This is a genomic window from Streptomyces sp. NPDC021100, assembly GCF_044333095.1.
GTDB lineage: Bacteria > Actinomycetota > Actinomycetes > Streptomycetales > Streptomycetaceae > Streptomyces.
In genome coordinates this window covers 14,048-32,384 of the sequence record NZ_JBIRQH010000007.1, presented here as the reverse complement: position 1 = coordinate 32,384, position 18,337 = coordinate 14,048, and the positions used below count along the sequence as shown (strand labels likewise).

20 protein-coding genes and 2 pseudogenes are annotated in these 18,337 nt (G+C 72.2%); 11 read left to right on the top strand and 11 right to left on the bottom strand.

Annotated features, from left to right (window positions below; genetic code table 11):
• Nucleotides 1–46 precede the first annotated feature (46 nt).
• The 3 genes from otsB to ACH4PU_RS15505 form a co-directional block, all read right to left on the bottom strand.
• Nucleotides 47–907, bottom strand: a complete 861-nt coding sequence (gene otsB / locus ACH4PU_RS15515; protein WP_398271626.1) for a trehalose-phosphatase — start codon at nt 905–907, stop codon at nt 47–49.
• A gap of 204 nt (nt 908–1,111) precedes the next feature.
• On the bottom strand, nt 1,112–1,366 hold the full coding sequence (locus ACH4PU_RS15510; protein WP_398271624.1) for a DUF3263 domain-containing protein: 255 nt from the start codon (nt 1,364–1,366) through the stop codon (nt 1,112–1,114).
• 152 nt (nt 1,367–1,518) lie between these two features.
• Nucleotides 1,519–2,802 (bottom strand): extracellular solute-binding protein, encoded by a 1,284-nt coding sequence (locus ACH4PU_RS15505; protein WP_398271622.1) that lies wholly within the window; start codon nt 2,800–2,802, stop codon nt 1,519–1,521.
• 296 nt (nt 2,803–3,098) lie between these two features.
• On the opposite strand from ACH4PU_RS15505, the gene ACH4PU_RS15500 reads away from it, so the two are divergent.
• From ACH4PU_RS15500 to ACH4PU_RS15475, 6 genes are all read left to right on the top strand, one after another.
• The gene (locus ACH4PU_RS15500; RefSeq protein ID WP_398271620.1) at nt 3,099–4,010 is read left to right on the top strand and encodes an SIS domain-containing protein; all 912 of its coding nucleotides are present in this window, start codon (nt 3,099–3,101) and stop codon (nt 4,008–4,010) included.
• Between the two features lie 282 nt (nt 4,011–4,292).
• Complete coding sequence (locus tag ACH4PU_RS15495; RefSeq protein WP_398271618.1) at nt 4,293–5,270, top strand: ROK family protein; 978 nt, start codon at nt 4,293–4,295, stop codon at nt 5,268–5,270.
• Nucleotides 5,270–6,424 carry an N-acetylglucosamine-6-phosphate deacetylase gene (gene nagA / locus ACH4PU_RS15490; protein WP_398271616.1) on the top strand — a complete coding sequence of 385 codons (1,155 nt, stop codon included), beginning with the start codon at nt 5,270–5,272 and terminating at the stop codon, nt 6,422–6,424. Before ACH4PU_RS15495 ends, nagA begins: the two co-directional genes overlap by 1 nt.
• 124 nt (nt 6,425–6,548) lie before the next feature.
• Nucleotides 6,549–7,481 carry a 1-phosphofructokinase family hexose kinase gene (locus ACH4PU_RS15485; RefSeq protein WP_398271614.1) on the top strand — a complete coding sequence of 311 codons (933 nt, stop codon included), beginning with the start codon at nt 6,549–6,551 and terminating at the stop codon, nt 7,479–7,481.
• Nucleotides 7,482–7,652: 171 nt separating this feature from the next.
• Complete coding sequence (locus tag ACH4PU_RS15480) at nt 7,653–8,498, top strand: ketose-bisphosphate aldolase (protein ID WP_398271612.1); 846 nt, start codon at nt 7,653–7,655, stop codon at nt 8,496–8,498.
• 42 nt (nt 8,499–8,540) lie between these two features.
• On the top strand, nt 8,541–8,999 hold the full coding sequence (locus ACH4PU_RS15475; protein ID WP_398271610.1) for a DUF4279 domain-containing protein: 459 nt from the start codon (nt 8,541–8,543) through the stop codon (nt 8,997–8,999).
• A 346-nt stretch (nt 9,000–9,345) separates the two neighbouring features.
• Here the strand turns inward: ACH4PU_RS15475 and ACH4PU_RS15470 are convergent, their stop codons facing one another.
• Nucleotides 9,346–9,585, bottom strand: coding sequence for a hypothetical protein (locus ACH4PU_RS15470; RefSeq protein WP_398271609.1), 240 nt, complete (start codon nt 9,583–9,585; stop codon nt 9,346–9,348).
• Nucleotides 9,586–9,651: 66 nt separating this feature from the next.
• Here ACH4PU_RS15470 and ACH4PU_RS15465 point away from each other — a divergent pair.
• Nucleotides 9,652–10,531 (top strand): IS5 family transposase gene (locus tag ACH4PU_RS15465; protein ID WP_398271607.1). Its coding sequence is split into 2 segments (ribosomal slippage): nt 9,652–10,356 and nt 10,358–10,531, totalling 879 coding nucleotides; the frame shifts between segments, so codons are not numbered across the junction.
• A 15-nt stretch (nt 10,532–10,546) separates the two neighbouring features.
• On the opposite strand, the gene ACH4PU_RS15460 is transcribed toward ACH4PU_RS15465, so the two are convergent.
• Complete coding sequence (locus ACH4PU_RS15460) at nt 10,547–11,404, bottom strand: MBL fold metallo-hydrolase (RefSeq protein WP_398271605.1); 858 nt, start codon at nt 11,402–11,404, stop codon at nt 10,547–10,549.
• Between the two features lie 162 nt (nt 11,405–11,566).
• Here ACH4PU_RS15460 and ACH4PU_RS15455 point away from each other — a divergent pair, with 162 nt between their 5' ends.
• Entirely contained in the window at nt 11,567–11,893 is a 327-nt protein-coding gene (locus tag ACH4PU_RS15455) for a winged helix-turn-helix transcriptional regulator (protein WP_398271603.1), read from the top strand.
• A 71-nt stretch (nt 11,894–11,964) separates the two neighbouring features.
• Here ACH4PU_RS15455 and ACH4PU_RS15450 read toward each other — a convergent pair whose 3' ends face one another.
• Nucleotides 11,965–12,258 carry a hypothetical protein gene (locus ACH4PU_RS15450; RefSeq protein WP_398271602.1) on the bottom strand — a complete coding sequence of 98 codons (294 nt, stop codon included), beginning with the start codon at nt 12,256–12,258 and terminating at the stop codon, nt 11,965–11,967.
• Nucleotides 12,259–12,391: 133 nt separating this feature from the next.
• On the opposite strand from ACH4PU_RS15450, the gene ACH4PU_RS15445 reads away from it, so the two are divergent.
• Nucleotides 12,392–12,679, top strand: a complete 288-nt coding sequence (locus tag ACH4PU_RS15445) for a hypothetical protein (RefSeq protein ID WP_398271600.1) — start codon at nt 12,392–12,394, stop codon at nt 12,677–12,679.
• Nucleotides 12,680–12,715: 36 nt separating this feature from the next.
• Here ACH4PU_RS15445 and ACH4PU_RS15440 read toward each other — a convergent pair whose 3' ends face one another.
• Both ACH4PU_RS15440 and ACH4PU_RS15435 read right to left on the bottom strand, forming a co-directional pair.
• Nucleotides 12,716–12,967, bottom strand: coding sequence for a DUF6255 family natural product biosynthesis protein (locus ACH4PU_RS15440; protein ID WP_398271598.1), 252 nt, complete (start codon nt 12,965–12,967; stop codon nt 12,716–12,718).
• A 17-nt stretch (nt 12,968–12,984) separates the two neighbouring features.
• Entirely contained in the window at nt 12,985–13,332 is a 348-nt protein-coding gene (locus tag ACH4PU_RS15435; RefSeq protein WP_398271596.1) for a hypothetical protein, read from the bottom strand.
• A 155-nt stretch (nt 13,333–13,487) separates the two neighbouring features.
• Between ACH4PU_RS15435 and ACH4PU_RS15430 the strand changes: the two genes are divergently transcribed.
• The gene (locus ACH4PU_RS15430; protein ID WP_398272147.1) at nt 13,488–14,333 is read left to right on the top strand and encodes a helix-turn-helix domain-containing protein; all 846 of its coding nucleotides are present in this window, start codon (nt 13,488–13,490) and stop codon (nt 14,331–14,333) included.
• Nucleotides 14,334–14,378: 45 nt separating this feature from the next.
• Here the strand turns inward: ACH4PU_RS15430 and ACH4PU_RS15425 are convergent, their stop codons facing one another.
• The 3 genes and pseudogenes from ACH4PU_RS15425 to cdgB all read right to left on the bottom strand — a co-directional run.
• Nucleotides 14,379–15,302 (bottom strand): carbohydrate-binding protein, encoded by a 924-nt coding sequence (locus ACH4PU_RS15425; protein ID WP_398271594.1) that lies wholly within the window; start codon nt 15,300–15,302, stop codon nt 14,379–14,381.
• A gap of 166 nt (nt 15,303–15,468) precedes the next feature.
• Nucleotides 15,469–16,098: pseudogene (locus ACH4PU_RS15420) on the bottom strand (GGDEF domain-containing protein); the annotation flags it as partial.
• A gap of 135 nt (nt 16,099–16,233) precedes the next feature.
• Nucleotides 16,234–17,352: pseudogene (cdgB, locus tag ACH4PU_RS15415) on the bottom strand (diguanylate cyclase CdgB); the annotation flags it as partial.
• Nucleotides 17,353–17,763: 411 nt separating this feature from the next.
• Here cdgB and ACH4PU_RS15410 point away from each other — a divergent pair.
• The gene (locus tag ACH4PU_RS15410) at nt 17,764–18,315 is read left to right on the top strand and encodes a flavin reductase family protein (protein ID WP_398271592.1); all 552 of its coding nucleotides are present in this window, start codon (nt 17,764–17,766) and stop codon (nt 18,313–18,315) included.
• Nucleotides 18,316–18,337 lie beyond the last annotated feature (22 nt).

Here is an 18,337-nt window from a genome sequence, read left to right as displayed (position 1 = left end):
CCGGCCTTCCGATGCCCCGCCCGTCACCGCATCACCTGTCACCGCGTCACTCCGTCACCCCGTCCGCCAGCGCCTCCAGCAGCCCCACCACGCCCTTCGGGCCGTCCACCACCAGGTCAGCCCGCTCGGCCAGTTCGGTGACCTCCGTGCTGCCGCTGCACACCAGGACACCGGTCAGCCCGTCGGCGCGCAGCCGCTCCACCGCGTCGAAGGCGGCCAGGTCGCCGAGGTCGTCGCCGGCGTAGAGGACGCAGTCGGCGCCGGTGGCGCGGACGTGGTCGGCGAGGGCGACGCCCTTGTCCATGCCCGGCGGGCGCAGCTCCAGCACCAGCCGTCCCGGCTCGACGATCAGTCCGTGCCGGGCGGCGAGTTCGGCCAGCGGCTTCTCCAGCGCGCGGAAGGCCCCCTGGGGATCGGGCGCGCGGCGGGTGTGGACGGCGACGGCCCGGCCGCCCTTGTTCTCGATGGGCGCGGTCTCGACCCAGGTGCCGTGCCAGGCGCCGGACGCGTCGAGCACACCGGGCAGTTCGGCCTGGACGGCGGCGATGCCCGGGTGCGGGGCCGGCGAGCGGACGGTGCCGGTGGCCGCGTCCCAGCGTTCGGCGCCGTAGTGCCCGAGCACCGCCAGGCGTTCGAGGCCCGGCACCCCGGCGAAGCCGCCGTAGCGGACGGCGACCCCGGCGGGCCGGCCGGTGATCACCGCCACCGAGTCCAGGTGCGGCGCGAGCCGGGCGAGGGCGGGGACGGCCGCGGGGTGTGCCCGGGCGCGTTCGGGGTCGGGGACGATCTCGGCGAGCGTCCCGTCGAAGTCCAGCGCGACGATCGCGCGGCCGGGCCGGGCGAGGAGCGCGGCGAGGCCCTCGCGCCCGGCGGATGTCACGGGTTCCGGAAGGGGGTGGCTGGCCATGTCGTCGACCCTACCCAGGCGCGCGCCGTCGAGTCGGGGGCTTCCGGATTTCGTGGGGCGGGGTTTCGGAGCGTGTTCCCGTGCGCCGGGAGGGACCGGCGCGTTTCGTGCGCCGGAAGAAGACCACGGCGTTTCCGTACGCCGGAAGGGACCGGGCGTTGCGCGCACCGGAAAGGACCACCGCGGCGGGCGCTCGCCACCCGCTCAGCGGCGGGCCCGCCGGGCCTCGCGCAGCCGGCGCAGCCGGTTGACCGTGACGGGGTCGTGGGCCAGGGCCCGGGGGTCGTCCAGCAGGGCGTTGAGGAGCTGGTAGTAGCGGGTGGGCGTGATGCCGAGCCGTTCCCGCACGACCCGTTCCTTGGCGCCGGGGCCGGGCCACGACCGCCGTTCGAGGGCGAGCACGGCCAGGTCCCGCTCGGAGAGGGGCCGGTCGCTCCCGGAGAGGGGCCTGTCGTCCATGCGGTCCAGCGTAGGCGACGGCGGGGAGGGCCCGGGCCCGGGGAAGATCCGGGCCGGGGACGGCCCGGGCCCGGGGAAGATCCGGGCCGGGGAGGGCCCGGGCCCGGGAGGATCCGGGCCCGGGAGGATCCGGGCCCGCCGCGCCTCCGTGCCTAGCGCGCCACGCCGTCCGTGGAGTCCGCCTCGCGCTGGATCTCGTCGAGGATGCCGGCCACGTCGGCGCCCTTCTGCACGACGCCGCCGATCTTCTCCTTGATGGTCTTGCTGACCTTGGCCCAGGAGGTCTTGTCGGCGGGGTAGAACTCGGCTTCCGGCAGCGGCTTCAGGAACGGCCGCAGCTTCTTCGACCGCCGCGAGTCGTCCTTGAACATTTCCTTCGAGGCGGACGTGGTCACCGGCAGCAGGTCGTACTTGCCGGTGAAGTCGAGCACGGTCTGGGTGCCGTAGAGGAAGTCCAGGAAGAGGCCGGTCTCCTTGCGGGGGGCGGTCTTGAAGGCCATGACCCAGTCGGCGACACCCATCGTCGACTTGGCCTTGCCGTCGATGCCGGGCAGCGGCACCATGTCGTACTTGATCTGGGCCGCCTCCGCCTGCTGCATCAGGCTGGGGTGGCCGTGGAGCATGCCGACCTCACCCTTGCAGAAGGCGTCGAAGAGGTCCTGACGGTTGGTACGGCCGGGGTTGCCGGGACCGGTGAGTTCCTTGCCGACGAGCTCGTCCCGCAGCCACTCGAACGTCCGGACGTTGGCCTGCGAACGGATGGTGTAGCTGCCGTTCTTGTCGGTGTAGCCACCGCCGCCGCCCAGCATCCACAGCATGGTCTCGGCGGGTGCCTCCTCGGGGCCCAGCGGCAGCCCGAACGGGATCTTCACCCCGGCGGCCTTCAGCTTCGTGGCGGCGGTCTGGACCTCGGCCCAGCTCTCGGGGTGCTTGATGATCCCGGCCTTGCGGAACAGCGTCTCGTTGCAGAACAGCAGTCGGGTGGAGGAGACGAACGGCAGGCCGTACTGCGTCCGGTGCACCTCGCCCGCGCGGGAGATCGAGGCGATGAAGTCGGCCTGGGTGGATATGGAGAGCAGCTGGTCGGCGCTGTAGAGCTTGCCGGCCGCGGCGAAGTCGGCGTACGCGCCGATCTGCGCGATGTCCGGGGCGTTGCCCTGGGCGACCATGTCGGCGACCTTCTTGTCGACCTCGGTCCAGCTGTAGACCTCGACCTCGACCTTGACGCCCTTGTGGTCGCCCATGAAGGTCCGGGCGACCGAGTCCCAGTACTTCTTCGAGCTGTTCTCCGGCTTGCCGTCGCCGTACTCGGCGGCGACCAGCTTCAGCGTCTTGCCGCCGCCGGGGCCACCGCTCCCGCACGCCGAGAGAGCGGGCACCATCGCCGCCGTCGCGGCACCCGCCGCCGAGAGACTCAAGAACCGCCGCCGCTGCACTTGCTTTCCGCCCTTGTGATTGTGACCCGTGTGACCGTGCCGTGCCCGTGCCGTGCCCGTGCGCGCGCCCCCGGCCGTGATGCGGACGACCTGCCCGGTGGGGACCGCGGGAGCCGCGGGCTCCGCATGTTCTCCCGCGCCACCTTAAAGGCTCTTCGAACAAGGGCTCGCTCCGGCCTCGCCCTTCCCCCTCCCGGTGGCGGGCTGCTATCCACGGTGGGGCACGGACGGATCACTGCCGGATCACTGATGGATCACTCGTGGATCGCTCACGCAGACCGCAAGGAGCCCAGGTCATGGCCGTACCACCCCCTGAGTCCCCCTCCCGCACCGCCGCCGAACTCGCCACCCAGCCCGCCTGCTGGCACCGGGCCGCGGACGCCGCCCCGGCCACGGACGGACTGCCCAGGACCGGCGAGCGCGTCGCCGTCACCGGCTGCGGCACGTCCTGGTTCATGGCGCAGGCGTACGCGGCCCTGCGCGAGACGGCGGGCGAGGGCGAGACGGACGCGTTCGCCGCGTCCGAGTTCCCCACGGCGCGCCGCTACGACCGGGTGGTGGCGATCACCCGCTCCGGCACCACGACGGAGGTCCTGGACCTGCTGGCCGCCCTCCGCGGCACCGCGCCGCTGCTGGCGCTCACCGCCGACCCCGCCACCCCGGTACGGGACGCGGCCGACGCGCTGGCGGTACTGGACTGGGCGGACGAGGAGTCCGTCGTCCAGACGCGGTTCGCGACGACGGCCCTGGCCCTGCTGCGGGCCGCTCTCCCCGGAGGTGCCGACGCCGTGCGGCGGGCCGCCGCCGAGGCGGCTTCCGTGGTCACCGAGCCGCTGCCGGCCGCGCTGCTCTCCGCTTCGCAGTGGACGTTCCTCGGCCGCGGCTGGGCCTATGGCCTGGCCCAGGAGGCGGCCCTGAAGATGCGCGAGGCGGCGGGGGCGTGGACGGAGTCGTATCCGGCCATGGAGTACCGGCACGGGCCGGTGGCCATCGCGGGGGCGGGGCGGGTGACGTGGGCTTTCGGACCGGTGCCGGACGGTCTGGAGGAGGCGGTCGGGGCGGCCGGCGGCACGTTCGTCCATGCCGCGCGGGATCCGCTGGCGGAGCTGGTGCGGGCGCAGCGGGTCGCTGTGGCGGTGGCGGAAGGGCGGGATCGGGATCCGGATCGGCCGCGGGGGCTGGCGCGGAGCGTGGTGCTCGGCGCCTGAGGGTTGCCCCGGTCCCTCCCTTTCACCGTTTCTTGCAGGGGCTCCGCCCCCGCGCCCCCGAAACCGCGCTCCGCGCGGTTGTCCTCAAACGCCGGACGGGCTGATATAGCCCGTCCGGCGTTTGAGGACGAGCGGCGAAGCCGCGAAAAGGGGGTCTGGGGCGCACCCCAGGAATCGGCGAAGGGGCGGGACCGGGGCACAGCCCGCCGCAGGCGCACCCCATCGCCCCACCCCCTGGACAGTGGACTAGACCTTTCCCACCCCACGCGCGAAACTGTCCCGGTGAAACATGTCATCGCCCTCGACGTGGGCGGCACCGGGATAAAAGCCGCCCTCATGGGCGCGGACACCACCCTCGTCCACGAAACCCTCCGCCCCACAGACCGCGCACAAGGCCCCGACGCCGTGGTCGCCCGCATCCTCGACCTCGCCGAGGAACTCCGCGACCGCGCCGAGAAGGAGTTCGGCGAACCCCCGGCAGCCGCAGGCATAGCCGTACCGGGAGTGGTGGACGCGAGCACCGGCACAGCCGTCTACGCCGCCAACCTGGGCTGGCACGACCTCCCCCTCCGCGACCTCCTGAGCCGCCGCCTCGGCGGCACCCCCGTGGCCCTCGGCCACGACGTCAGGACGGGCGGCCTGGCCGAAGGCCGCCTGGGCGCCGGCCAGGGAGCGGACCGCTTCCTGTTCGTGGCGCTCGGCACCGGCATCGCGGGCGCGATCGGCATCGAAGGCCGCGTCGAAGAGGGCGCGAACGGCTCGGCCGGCGAGATCGGCCACATCGCCGTACGCCGCGGCCCGGACGCCCCGGAGTGCGGCTGCGGCGGCCGCGGCTGCCTGGAGACGCTCGCGTCGGCCGCCGCCGTCGGCCGCGCCTGGGCCGCGGCGAGCGGCGACCCGGCGGCCGACGCCGCCGCCTGCGCCCGCGCCGTCGAGGCCGGTGACGCCCGCGCGCGCCGCGTCTGGCAGGAGGCGGTGGACGCCCTCGCCGACGGCCTCGTCGTCGGGCTGACACTGCTCGACCCCCGTACGCTGATCGTCGGCGGCGGGCTGGCCGAATCGGGCGAAACGCTGTTCGGCCCGCTGCGCGCCGCCGTCGCGGAGCGCCTCACCTTCCAGAAACTCCCCCTCATCGTCCCGGCGGCCCTCGGGGCCACCGCCGGCTGCCTGGGCGCGGGTCTGCTCGCCCGGGACCTGCTGGCCGCCCGGGAATCCACGCCAGCCACAGCAGCCACGGAATCCACGGAGGTATCCGCCTGATGGTCGAACGAACGGTTCTCGACGGCGCCCGTGTCGTGCTGCCGACCGGGGTGGTGGAGCACGGCCGCGTCACCGTGGAAGGCACCCGCGTCGTCGCGGACGCCGCCGGGGAGACGCCGACCTGGGACCTGACCGGCCACTGGATCGTCCCCGGCTTCGTGGACATGCACGTCCACGGCGGCGGCGGGGCCTCCTTCTCGTCCGGCGACCCGGAGGAGGCCCTGACGGCGGTCCGCGCGCACCGCGCGCACGGCACGACGACGATGGTCGCCTCCACCGTCACCGGCGACCTGGACGACCTCGCCCGGCAGGCGGCCGTCCTCGCGGAGCTCACCCAGCAGGGCGATCTGGCCGGCGTCCACTTCGAGGGCCCGTTCATCTCCCCGCACCGCTGCGGCGCCCACCAGCCGGAGCTGCTGCGCGACCCGGACCCGGCCGACGTCCGCAAGCTCGTCGACGCGGCGCACGGCACGGCCCGGATGATGACGCTCGCCCCCGAGCTGCCCGGCGGCCTGGAATCCGTCCGCATGCTCGCCGACCTGGGCGTGGTCGCGGCCGTAGGCCACACGGACTCGACGTACGAGGCGACGCTGGACGCCATCGAGGCCGGTGCCACGGTGGCCACCCACCTCTTCAACGCCATGCCCACCCTGCTGCACCGCGCGCCCGGGCCGATCGCGGCGCTGCTGGAGGACGAGCGGGTCACCGTCGAGCTGATCAACGACGGGACGCACCTGCACCCGGCCGTCCTGGAGCTGGCGTTCGCCCGCGCGGGCGCCGACCGGGTCGCGTTCGTGACGGACGCGATGGGCGCGGCGGGCATGAGCGACGGCATGTACGCGCTGGGCCCGATGCGGGTGGAGGTCAAGGACGCGGTCGCGCGCATCGCGGACGGCCCCACGGCCGGTTCGATCGCCGGCTCGACCCTCACCCTGGACACGGCGTTCCGCCGTGCGGTGACCGTCGACCGGCTGCCGGTCGAGGACGCGGTCGCCGCCCTGTCCGCCAACCCGGCCCGGCTGCTGGGCGTCGCCGACCGCGTCGGCTCGCTGGAACCGGGCAAGGACGCCGACCTGGTCGTCCTCGACGGCGCGTTCGAACTCGTCGGCGTGATGCGCAAGGGCGCATGGCTGGTCCGCCCCGAAGTGCGCTGATTCGTCCTCTCCTTGGGGAACGGCGGCAGGTCCGGGGACTGGGCCTGCCGCCGCTGTTTTGGCATGATCGCTCCCGCAATCGTGTCCCCCTGGGTCCCCGTGGACCGGTCCGAGAGAGGCGCCGATGATCCTCACGGTCACGCTCAACGCCGCGCTCGACCTGACCTACCGAGTCCCCCGGCTCCGTCCCCACACCTCGCACCGCGTCGCCGAGGCGGTCGAACGGCCGGGCGGCAAGGGCCTGAACGTCTCCCGGGTGCTGGCCCGCCTCGGGTACGACACCACCGTCACCGGCTTCGCGGGCGGCCCGACGGGCGAGACACTCCGCGCGCTCCTGGCCACGACGGCCTCGGACACACCGGGCCGCCTGACCGACGCCCTCGTCCCGATCGCCGGCGTCACCCGCCGCACGGTCGGCGTCGTCGACGCGAGCACCGGCGACACCACCCAGCTCAACGAGACGGGCCCGGCGATCACCGCGGCGGAATGGGCGGCCTTCACCGCCCGTTACGCGCAACTCCTGCACGCCGCGCGGGCGGTGGCCCTCTGCGGCAGCCTCCCGCCGGGCGTCCCGGTGGGCGCCTACGCCCAGTTGATCCGCCAGGCACGCACCCGCGACATCCCGGTCCTCCTGGACACCTCCGGGGAACCCCTGCGACGCGGCGTCGCCGCCCGCCCCGACGTCGTCAAGCCGAACGCCGCCGAACTCGCCGCCCTCACCGGCTCCACCGACCCCGTCCGCGCGGCCCTCGACGCCCGCCGCCGCGGCGCCCACGCCGTCGCCGCCTCCCTCGGCACCGACGGCATGCTCGCCATCACCCCCGACGGCACCTGGCGCGCCACCCCGCCCGCCCGCCTCAAGGGCAACCCGACGGGCGCCGGCGACTCGGCCGTGGCCGGCCTGCTGTCGGCATGGCTGGACGACCTCCCCTGGCCCGACCGCCTCCGCCGCGCGATCGCCGTCTCGGCGGCGACGGTACGGGCGCCGGTGGCGGGCGAGTTCGACGCGGAGGCGTACGAGGCGGCGCTGCCGCTGGTGAAGGTGGTGGCGGTGTGAGGGCCCGTCGCGACGGGGCGGCCGTCCGAGGTGCCGGCGCCCGAGCGACGTTTCCGGCGCCCCGGGCGGACCACGCGCCCCCGCCCCCATCAACAGCGCCCCACACACCAGCAGACAGGACGACGGGGCGCCCCAGCGGCCCGCGCCCGCTCGCGCACGGGAGTTGAGCCGATGCCCCTGGCCCGTACCGCCGACCTCCTCGCCTCCGGCGCGGCCGTCGCCGCGTTCAACGTCATCACCGTCGAGCATGCGGAGGCCATCGCCGCCGGCGCGGAGGCGGCGGGCCGCCCCGCCGTCCTGCAGATCTCGGAGAACGCCGTGAAGTTCCACGGCGGTGCCCTCGCCCCGATCGCCTCCGCCACGGCAGCCGTGGCCCGCGCCTCCACCATCCCCCTGGCCCTCCACCTCGACCACGTCGAGTCGGTCGACCTCCTGCACACGGCGAGCGCGCACGACTTCTCGTCGGTGATGTACGACGCGTCGGCGCTCCCCTACGCCGAGAATGTCAAGGTGACGGCGGCGGCCGCGCGTTGGGCGCACGCACGCGGCCTCTGGCTGGAGGCCGAACTGGGCCGCGTCGGCGGCAAACCGGGCGACGCCCACACGCCGGGAGTCCGCACGGACCCAACGGAAGCGGCGGCGTTCGTCGCCGACACGGGCGTGGACGCCCTGGCGGTGGCGGTCGGCAGCACCCACGCGATGACGACCCGCACGGCGACCCTCGACCACCCCCTGATCGCGGAACTCCGCGACGCCGTCCCCGTCCCCCTCGTCCTGCACGGCTCCTCGGGCGTCCCGGACGCCGAACTCCGCCGGGCGGTGGCGGCGGGCATCCGGAAGGTGAACGTCGGCACGGCCCTCAACACCGCCTTCACCGGCGCCGTCCGCGCCTTCCTGGAGGCGCACCCGTCGACGGTGGACCCGCGCCGCTACCTCGCTCCGGCGCGGGAGGCGATGGCGGCGACGGTGGAGCGGTTCCTGACCGTCATCGGCGCGGCGGCATCACCCGCCCCCTGACCCGCCACCGGCCGACCCGGCCCCCGGGCTACCCTCCGCAAGATGCCACTTCTCCAGTACACCTACTTCGCGCTGTTCAGCCGGCACACCTCGGCGGACGACATGGCCGCCAGGCTGGGCATGGCACCTGACGAGGTGACCGTTCGCGGCAGCCGGTTCACCGAGCCGGCGGTCGTCCCGGTCGACCACTCGTGGAAGGTCGTGTGCCGGGATCCGGGCCTCCGCGTCGACGAGCAGATCGCCCGCGTCCTCGACAGGCTCCGGCCCCACGCGCACCGCGTCTCCGCCCTCGCCCGGGAGCTGACCGGGACCGGCGGCGGAGCGGTGCTCCAGGTCGTGCGCTATTTCGACGACACCGACCCGGCCCAGCCGGTCGCCGCCGATTCTCCCAATCTCTTCGGCTGGCACCTGGACCGCGGCGTCCTGGACTTCCTCGCCGCCACCGGCGCCGAACTCGACGTCGACGAGTACGACATGGGCGGAGACGAGCCCGCCGGGTAGACGGCGCGGCTCACCGACCACGCCCGTCGCGTTGCTGGTACCACTCCAGCGGGTGCGCTTCCCACCGCCCTTCCCGGAACCGGCGGACCTGCTCGTCACCGGAGGGGTCGGCGGCCTCGATCGCGATACCGGACCACAGGGCCAGGACGTGCGCTCACTCGGTCAAGGCAGCACTGCGTGCGCAGAGGCTCCGACGGACCGCAGGAACCCTCAACAGGCTGTGCGCTCACCCGCACACTCCCCTTCCGCCACGTCGACAGCGCTGCGCCGCGATCGTAGGGCGCCCCGGCAGGCCAGTGCCGCACCAAGCGGTGTTCACCCTGCCGACGACCTCGCGGGCCGTCCGTCAGCGGCGCCCCTCCTTGATGGCGTCGACCACGTCTTTGGCCTCCTTGAGGCTCGCGCCGGTGGCCTCGCGGTGGGCCTTGATCGCCTGAATCGTCTTGCCCTCACGCACGAGTGCGCGGACCTCCGCGAGGTCCGGGGCGTCGGCGTCCTGGATACCGAGGTGCTCCAGGATCAGGTCGAGTTTGCGCTCCACCCGGGCCAGCCGGTTCTCCAGGGCGTATTGGGGGCCGAAAATCATGCCTCGAAGCCTAGAGTGTGTCTGACGGGTCGGTGACGGTCCGATACGTGGATCGTTTACGGCCGTATGGGGCGGGGCGATCTCAGGGACACAGAATGGGCGCGTCTGCAGCCGCATCTCCCGAAGAACATCGGGCGGGGCGGCAGATGGAAGTGTCACCGCCGGGTGATCAACGGGATCCTGTTCCGGATCAGGACGGGCATCCCGTGGCGGGATCTACCGACTCGGTTCGGGAAGTGGCAGACGCTCTACTCGCGGCACCGCACGTGGTCAGCGGACGGCACCTGGGAGAGGATCTTGCGTGCCGTCCAGGCTGTTGCCGACGCGGCGGGACGTGTCGACTGGTCCATGGTGAGCGTGGATTCCAGTATCCGCCGCGCTCATCAGCACGCGGCCGGTGCCCGGAGTCAGCCGCCTCGGGTCGCCGGCAAACGGACCCGACCCGTCCAGCACCGGAGAGATGAGGCACTGGGACGCTCCAAGGGCGGCCCGACAACCAAGATCCACCTGGCTGGCGAGGGGCGCTGCCGCCCGCTCTCTCTGCTCATCACCCCGGGGCAGTGGGGCGGCGCGCCTCAGATGATCCCGGTCCTGGACCGCATCCGCATTCCTCGCCTCGGCGGCGGCCACCCCCGCACCCGGCCTGACCACGTGGGTGGCGACCGGGCGTACTCCTCTCGCAGGAACCGGCGCTATCTGCGTCGGCGCCAGATCAAGCACACCATCCCCGAGTCGAAGAACCAGCAGGCCAACCGTCGTCGTCGCGGAAGCAGCGGGGGGGAGGCCGACCGGCTTTGACTGCCATCGGTATGCCCGCAGGAACGAGGTCGAGCGGACTTTCCTGGCGCTCAAGGGCTTCCGGGCCGTCGCCACGCGGTACGAGAAGCGGCCATATGTCTTCCACGGCACGGTGACCCTCGCCGCTATCCGTCTGTGGCTCCGTTGACGGTCTGCCGGGGGATCACGCTCCTGTGAGTGCGGCGAAACGGGCGAGTTCCCAGGGATCGTGCGCGCTGAAGACGGTGACCTGGTCTCCGTGGTCGCGGCGCAGGGCATGTAGCCGGTCGCGGGTAGCGACGCGAGCCTGGATGTCGGTCTGGGCTCCGTCTTGGATCGGGGCGAAGGCGGGGTGGGACAGCGGCGGGGTCTGCTCGATCTCGCCGTGGTACATGTACGCGTCGCCCGCGTGCAGGAGCCACCTTCCGGCATCGTCGCGTACGGCGAGGCCAGAGTGGCCCGCGGAGTGTCCTGGCAGCGGCACCAGCAGCAGTTCGCAGGCCAGCCCCTGCGGGCGCGCCACACCCGGGAAGCCGAACCACTGCGCGCCCTCCTCCGCGACGGCGGGCGTCAGCAGCGGGCCGTGCGCCCGGTGCGCCGGCATGAAGCGGTCGAGGCTGTGCTGGTGGTGCGGGTCTGTCGGGTCGGTCACGGCCCGGTACTCAGCAGGGTGCACGTGCACCCGTGCGCGGGGGAAGTCCGGCAGCCCTCCGGTGTGGTCGCGGTGCAGATGAGTGAGCACGATGTGCCGCACGTCCCGCGGTGCGTAGCCGAGGCGGATGATCTGCCGCAGCGCACTCTCCGCGGGGTCCCGCGCGGGCTGGGCGTAGGCCACCCAGTCCGCGCCCAGTGTCCCTTCGGGGTCGCGCCGGTCAGCAGTACCAAGACCGGTGTCGACCAGGACCAGCCCGTCCGAGTCCGTCTCGATGAGCAGGCAGTGGCACACGGTGGCCAGTTGGCCGCTCGCGGCGTCTGTGAGGCGTTCCGCGCCGAGCGGGGGAATCGCCCGGAGAGAACCGCAGTTCAGGTGATGGATACGCATGAGGACCCCCGAGAGAAGCGGGCGGACTGTTCACACCGGACGTTAGGAAGGGCTGCCGTGACTCACCAAACGGTTGGACACGCACGGCCGGATGACCGCGGCCCGCTAACGGACTGTCCCGACAGCGACCTTGTCCCACCAGACCATCAGCCGCACTGCCCCGTGGACATCACCCTCGCCACGCTGGCCGGCCGATGGACGCCCCTGGTGCTCCGCGAGTTCCTGCGCCGTGGCCAGGCCACGTACTCGGAACTGTCCGCCGCCCTGCCCACCCTCTCGGACAAGGTCCTCTCCGACCGGCTGACCCAGTTGACCAGCGCGGGCGTGATCGAGCGCCACCGCACCCCCGGTTGGCCCCCGCGAGTCCGCTACACCCTCACCGCGCAGGGCCGGGCACTAGAGCCAGTGGTCCGCAGTATGTGGGAGTGGGGCACCGCTCGACGGCAGGACACCCGTGACCAATCGCCAGAGCCATCAGACACGCTCTAGTCTCGCGGTGACCGGCGTCCACCCGGCCCGTTCCACGCGTTCGGCCGCGGCACCGGGCACGGTCCGGCGGATCACGCTTCGGGGGAGGCAGTCCGGAGGTCGTAGAGGTAGGAGCGGTCGTCCTTGAAGCTGCGCCAGACGGTGGCTGGGGGTTCGGGTTCGTCAGCGTGGCTGTTGACGGGATGGGCGGTGACCAGGCCGTCAGCGAGCTCGCAGTGCCAACCGTCGGTCGGCGACCAGAAACACCACACATTCCCGTCCGTTCGGCGGTAGGACGGACGGCCGTTGTGCTCGCCGTCGCGTTCGAAGCGGTAGCGGAGCCCGTCGAGGTGGCGCACGAAGGTGAAGGATGTAAGTGCCGTCACGCCTTCGGCACTGTATGGGGGGACGCCGTCGGCGGCTGAAGTCGTGCTTCGCCTGCCGAACCCGCGGACGCGCACGGATCGCCCGCAGGGGCAAGGAGGAGGGGCCGGGATGTTCGCCGGAGGGACAGCTCGATTGTCGATCGGCAACAGCGGTGAGGAGCCTTTGGAGCTGGCCGTGGAGCCCTGGGCACAACTCCACCGGATGCCACCGAAGCAGACGTGTGTCGTGGTGACCCACTCGCCCGCAGGAGACGGCACCTGGTCGGGGACAGTGAGCAGGGACGAGCCGTTCCAGGTCGACCATCGACCCGATGCGGTCACGGTGTGGGTCAACGGCAACTGCTTCCACCTCAGCGACACGGACGGTAACGCGATCGACGCGGCGGACTGGGATTGCCCTGCCCGGAATCCGGCCCCTTGAAGCAGCACTACCGGCGCCGCAGTCCAGCATGTGGATTCACGAAGCGAGCCGCCACATGCGGGTGCTGGTACCCCAGCGGTTGAGGCGGTGCAGCCCGCGCGCGATGAGGGCGGCGGCCGCGCGGTCCGCCCGGGCCGGGTCGCGGGGCGGCGGAGCGGCCGCCGCCACCGGACGTTCCGGCATCAGCAGCGCCGCGTAGTCCGTGAAGCGGCGGGCGCCGCAGTCGCGGCAGCGTTCCTCGCCGACGGCCCGCTCCCAGCCGGAGCGGTGCCCGCAATGGTGGATCAAACGCCCTACGGATCGCATCAGTTGCTGCCCCTCATCCCCATCGCGGACGCGGAGTGCGCCACGATCCAGTGCGTGTACGCGGCGGCCGTGGCGTCCCCACTCCCGGCCGCCCTCCTGACCGCTTCGAGCGCGGCGCACTCGTCACAGCCGGTCTGGTACGGGCGCAGCCCGGCCGCCTGCCGCTCCTCGCGGGTCGCGAGGCGGAGGGCAGCTGGCGGGAGGGTCCACGGCTCGCCACCGCCGCTCGGGCTCCGTACGTGGACGAGGCCGTCGGCGGCCTCCACTACCTGCGCGAGACGACTGTCGCGGACGTCCACCACGTAGCTGCCTGGTCTGTACGTCACTGCGGCTCGAAATCCGTCCATGCGACGAGTCTGAAGCCCTCCAGGGTTGTGGCCGAAATTTTCGGTACTCATTACGCCCGAAGGAAGTAACTGGCGTACCCGTGCTGACGCTTGTCGTAGAGTCGGCGTCCGAGGATGAGGTAGGTGATCACTTGGCGGACGCTGTGCCCACCCTGATGCGCCGACGCCTCGGGGCGGAACTTCGGACCATGCGCATCCGGGCAGGCATGACCCTGACGGAAGCCGCCAAGCTGCTCGATACCTCCTCACCAAGCTTGAGTAAGGCGGAATACGGCAAGCAGCGCGCCGATCTGGACAAGTGCCTCACGGTGTACGGCGTCACGGACGAAGTGCGGATCGCGGAGATCCGCAAGCTGGCGAAGCTTGCGGAGACCGGCCGCCGAAGGGGCTTGTTCACCAAATACGGTGATGTCATCCGCGACTCGCTCGCCGACCTCATCGAAATCGAAGAGCTGGCGAGCCAAACCGACACTTATGCGGCACTGGCTATTCCGGACCTGCTCCAGACCATGGATTACGCCTGCGCGGTCACCGAGGGCAGCCGCGCATGGGACACCGCCCGCCAGGCAAGAGCCTTCGCCGAGCTACGCATCAAGCGCCAACAGGCTCTGGAGAATCGCAGCTTCAACGACGTACCCATGCCGCCGCTCATGATGCGCTGCGTTCTCGACGAGGCATGCCTACGGCGCCAGGTGGGCGCGCCCGGCGTACTCGAAGCCCAGCTCAAGCACTTGCTGGACGCCTCGCACATGCCGAACGTGGAGATCCGCGTCATCCCGTTCGCCGCCGGTGCGCACACCGCCCTCAACGGCGCCTACTCCGTCTTCCACTTCGACGAGGGCGAGCCTCTCGTGGCGATCGAGCCGCTGACCGCGTCCCTGTACCTGGAGGAGATCGCCGACACCCTCCGCTACGACGCGGCCTTCGGCCACCTCCGCGAGCAAGCCCTCGACATAGCCGCCTCCCGCGACTTCATCAACCGTCTGCTCAAGGGAGCCTGATCCGCGAAGCACAAACGCCCCGACGGGCACCGCCGGGGCGAGTGACTACGAGTGGTACTGGCCCGGAATCAGTTTGACCTTGGCCACATTGGCATCGCAGGTGCCCGATTCACACGAGATCTTGATGTCGTTCTTGCCGCTGTTGAGCTGGACATAGTTGTAGGTGTACGACCAGCTGTTCTTGCCCCAGCTCTTCAGTTTCACCGTGGTGTCGAGCTTCTTGCCGTTGATCCAGAGCGAACCGCTCACGTCCCCATTCGGCGAACCGTAGTTGATGTACACCGTGTACTGGCCCTCGCTGGGAACGTTCACCCCGCTCCACTCGATCGAAGCGCCCGGCTTCATGGCGACATAGAGGCCGCGATCCGAAGGCGCGCCCTTCACATCCTTCGCCGTGGATGCCCCGCCGCCCAGCTGCAGCGTCGCGGCGTCCCGGTTCCAGTCCGTGACGGGCTTACTCGACGGCTTCTTCTCGTCGTCCTTCTGGTCCTTCTTCTCCGGCTTCTCGGACGGCTTCCCCGACGGCGTCTGCTGCGCCGAATTGTTCTTGCCGTCGTCCCCGTCGCCCTGGTTCGCGTACACCGCCGCGCCGATGCCGCCGGCGACCACGACCACCACCGCTATCGCGGCTATGAGCAGGCCGCGCCGCTTCGGGCGCTGCGGGCCCGGGGCGCCCGGCGGGGGGCCCGGCTGGCGCGGGGCGCCGCCGGGGAGGGTTTCCGGGGCGGCGTAGTGCGGGGTGTGCTGCTGGGGGGCGGGCATGCCCGCGCCGTACGTAGCGCCGCCCTGCTGTGGCGTGTACTGGCGTGAGCCGACCGGCCGGACCTGGTTGTACGACGTACGAGGGACGCCGGGCTGCGGTGCGGACGCAGCCGCGTCGGTGCCCTGGTCGCCGCCCTCCGAGCGGTACAGGTAGCCGAAAGGATCCTCGTCCTCCGGCTTTCCGTTGCCGTTGTTACCGGCCGTCATCCCCTGTCACTCCCCACGTGATGTGCCGTCCGGCACCCACGTTCGTGTAACCGGATCCGCGGCTGTCGAGGCCGGTTCGGCCACCACGGTCCGGCGGCGGTGCCGCATCGGCGCAGCCTACCCCGTGCGGCAAGGGGCACGCCCTGCCACGGGGGCTACCGGCCGGTCAACCGGCCCGTCGGCCGGTCCGGGCGCGGGACCGCTTTTCGACGTACATCCGCTGGTCGGCGGAGCGCAGCACCTCGTCGGCGGACATCCCGCAGCCCGCCCAGCCGATGCCGAAACTCGCCCCCACCCGCACCGCCCGGCCGTCGACCCGGATGGGCGGGATGATCGCGTTGCGCAGCCGGACCGCCAGGTCCTCCGCGTCGGCGCGGCCGAGGCCGTCGGCGAGGACGACGAACTCGTCGCCGCCCATCCGGGCCACGGTGTCGCCGTCGCGGACGCCGCTGCTGAGCCGCCGGGCGACCTCGATCAGGACCGCGTCGCCGGTGTGGTGCCCGAAGCGGTCGTTGATCGACTTGAAGCCGTCCAGGTCGCAGAAGAGGACGGCGAGGCCCTTCTCGCTCTCGTCGCTGTCCTCGTCGAGCGGGACGGTGTGCACGTGGTGGTCGCGGTGGTCGTAGCCGCCGGAGCCGGAGTAGGCCGCTCCGTAGTCGCCCGCCCCCGTCCCCGCCGGGTAGTCGGCCATGCCGTAGTCCCCCACGGCGTAGTCGCCCGGGCGGTAGCCGCCGGGTGACCGGTCGTCGGCGAGCGGGTCCGGGGCGCGGTCGTGCCCGTACGCGCCGTCGCTGCCCGGAATGCCGCCCGGGATTCCCGGGCCGCCCGGGATGCCGCCGGGTATGCCCAGCGGCTCGCCGAACGGGCCGCCGAAGGGGTCCCCGACGCCCACGACCTCGTCGAAGCCCTCCAGCCGCCCGAACGGGCCGTGGTCGGCCGTGGCGTGCTGCGGCTCGCTGCCGGGCGGGCGGGCGCAGAGCCGGCTGCTGAGCCGGGCGCGCAGCTCGGCGCTATTGGGGAGGCCGGTGAGGGAGTCGTGGCTGGCGCGGTGGGCGAGCTGGAGCTCGTGCCGCTTGCGGTCCTCGATGTCCTCGACGTGGGTGAGCAGGTAGCGCGGGCCCTCGGCGGCGTCGGCGACCACCGAGTTGCGCAGCGAGACCCAGACGAAGGTGTCGTCCCGGCGGCGCAGCCGCAGCTCGGCCCGGCCGCCCTCGGCGGAGGTGCGCAGCAGGGTGCCGATGTCCTCGGGGTGGACCAGGTCGGAGAACGAGTAGCGGCGCATCTGCGAGGCGGACCGGCCGAGCAGCCGGCAGAGGGCGTCGTTGGCGCGGTGGAGCCGCCCGTGCTGGTCGCCGCCGAGCTCGGCGATGGCCATCCCGCTGGGCGCGTACTCGAACGCCTGCCGGAAGCTCTCCTCGCTGGCGCGGAGCGCCTGCTGCTCGCGTTCCAGGCGGACGAGGGCGCGCTGCATGTTGGCGCGCAGCTTGGCGTTGCTGATCGCGATCGCGGACTGGAACGCGTACATCTGGAGTGCTTCCCGGCCCCAGGCGCCGGGGCGGCGGCCGTTGCGCGGGCGGTCGACGGAGATCACACCGAGCAGCTCGCCGCCGCCCGAGCCGGCCGAGTGCATGGGCGCGAGGAGGCGGTCCATGGGGTGCCACTCGTCGGGGAAGCGCGGGGCGGGGCCGGTGGTGCGCCATTGCGGGACGTCGTCGTCGTCGAGGACCCAGCCCTCGGTGTACGGGATGAAGCGCAGCTCGCCCCAGCGCTCGCCCATGCTGAGCCGGCGTTCCCAGGACACCCGCGAACCGACCCGGCCGGACAGGAACGCCTCGGCACTCGCGCTCCCGGCGACGGCGGCGACCACGAGGTCACCGTCCGGGCGGACCAGGTTGACCGCCGCGAGCTCGTAGCCGAGCCCGTTCACCACGCCCTCCGCGACGGTCTGCAAGGTATCCGCGAGGCTGCGGGCGGTGTTCAGATTCGCCACCGCCTGGTGAACCTGCCGCAGGGTCGTCAGACGCACATACGGCTCCGACTCGGTGTCCATAGCTCGCTCTCCCCCGAGACCTCGACAGCGACTCTCCAGATTTTCTTGTCGTCCGATTACACGGCCACTGAATCACAGGGAGCTGACAACTCGGTACACAGGGTCAACAAATAGGGCCTTCTGTGACTCATGTCACAGTGCGTAACGACGCCCCTTACCTTGTGTTCGCAGTCGTCCTACGGTTCTGGTCCGCAAATAAGGCAGAGCCTGCCGCGTTTTTCGGCGGCTATTCCGGGACTTTACGAGGAGATCGGCGAGGTCAGGGGCGGTACGAACAGGCGACCGAATGGCGGGACGGAAAACCGCCCGGGACATCCCGGGGCCGCCCGAAGGCCTAGTCCGCAATACCAGGACGGTCCTGGTACCGCAGCCCGATGCAGCGGTTCGTCACGGGCGGCTAGCGTGCGTCGTGTGTTGCAGACGACTTCGCCCACCGAGGCCCGCATACCGCATGCTGACGGTGTGACCGCCGAGGAATTCCGCGCCGCCCTCGCCCGCCTGGCGGCGGGCGTGGTCCTGGTGACCGCGCACGATCCCGACGACGGCCCCCGCGGCGAGGACGTCGGCATGACGGCGACGGCGTTCCTCTCCGTATCCCTGGATCCACCCCTCGTGATGGTGAGCGTTCGCAACGACTCCCGGATGGAGGATCTGCTCGCCCGGCAGCCCCTCTGGGCGGTCTCCCTGCTCGCCGAGAGCCAGCGGCAGGTCGCCGGACGGTTCGCGATGAAGGGACGGGTCAGCGACCGGCTCCTCTTCGAGGACCTCCCGCACGACCGCGGCGAGCTCTCCGGCTCCCCGCTCGTCCGGGGCGCCCTCGCGGTGCTGGAGTGCCGGACGGAACAGCGAGTTGTCGCGGGCGACCACACCCTCTTCATCGGCCGCGTCCTGAAGGCCGCCGCCTCGACGACGGAGAGCGGCCCGCTGACGTACTTCAAGGGGCGGTACCGGCACCTGTCGTGAACGCGCGCCGGGTCGCACCCGG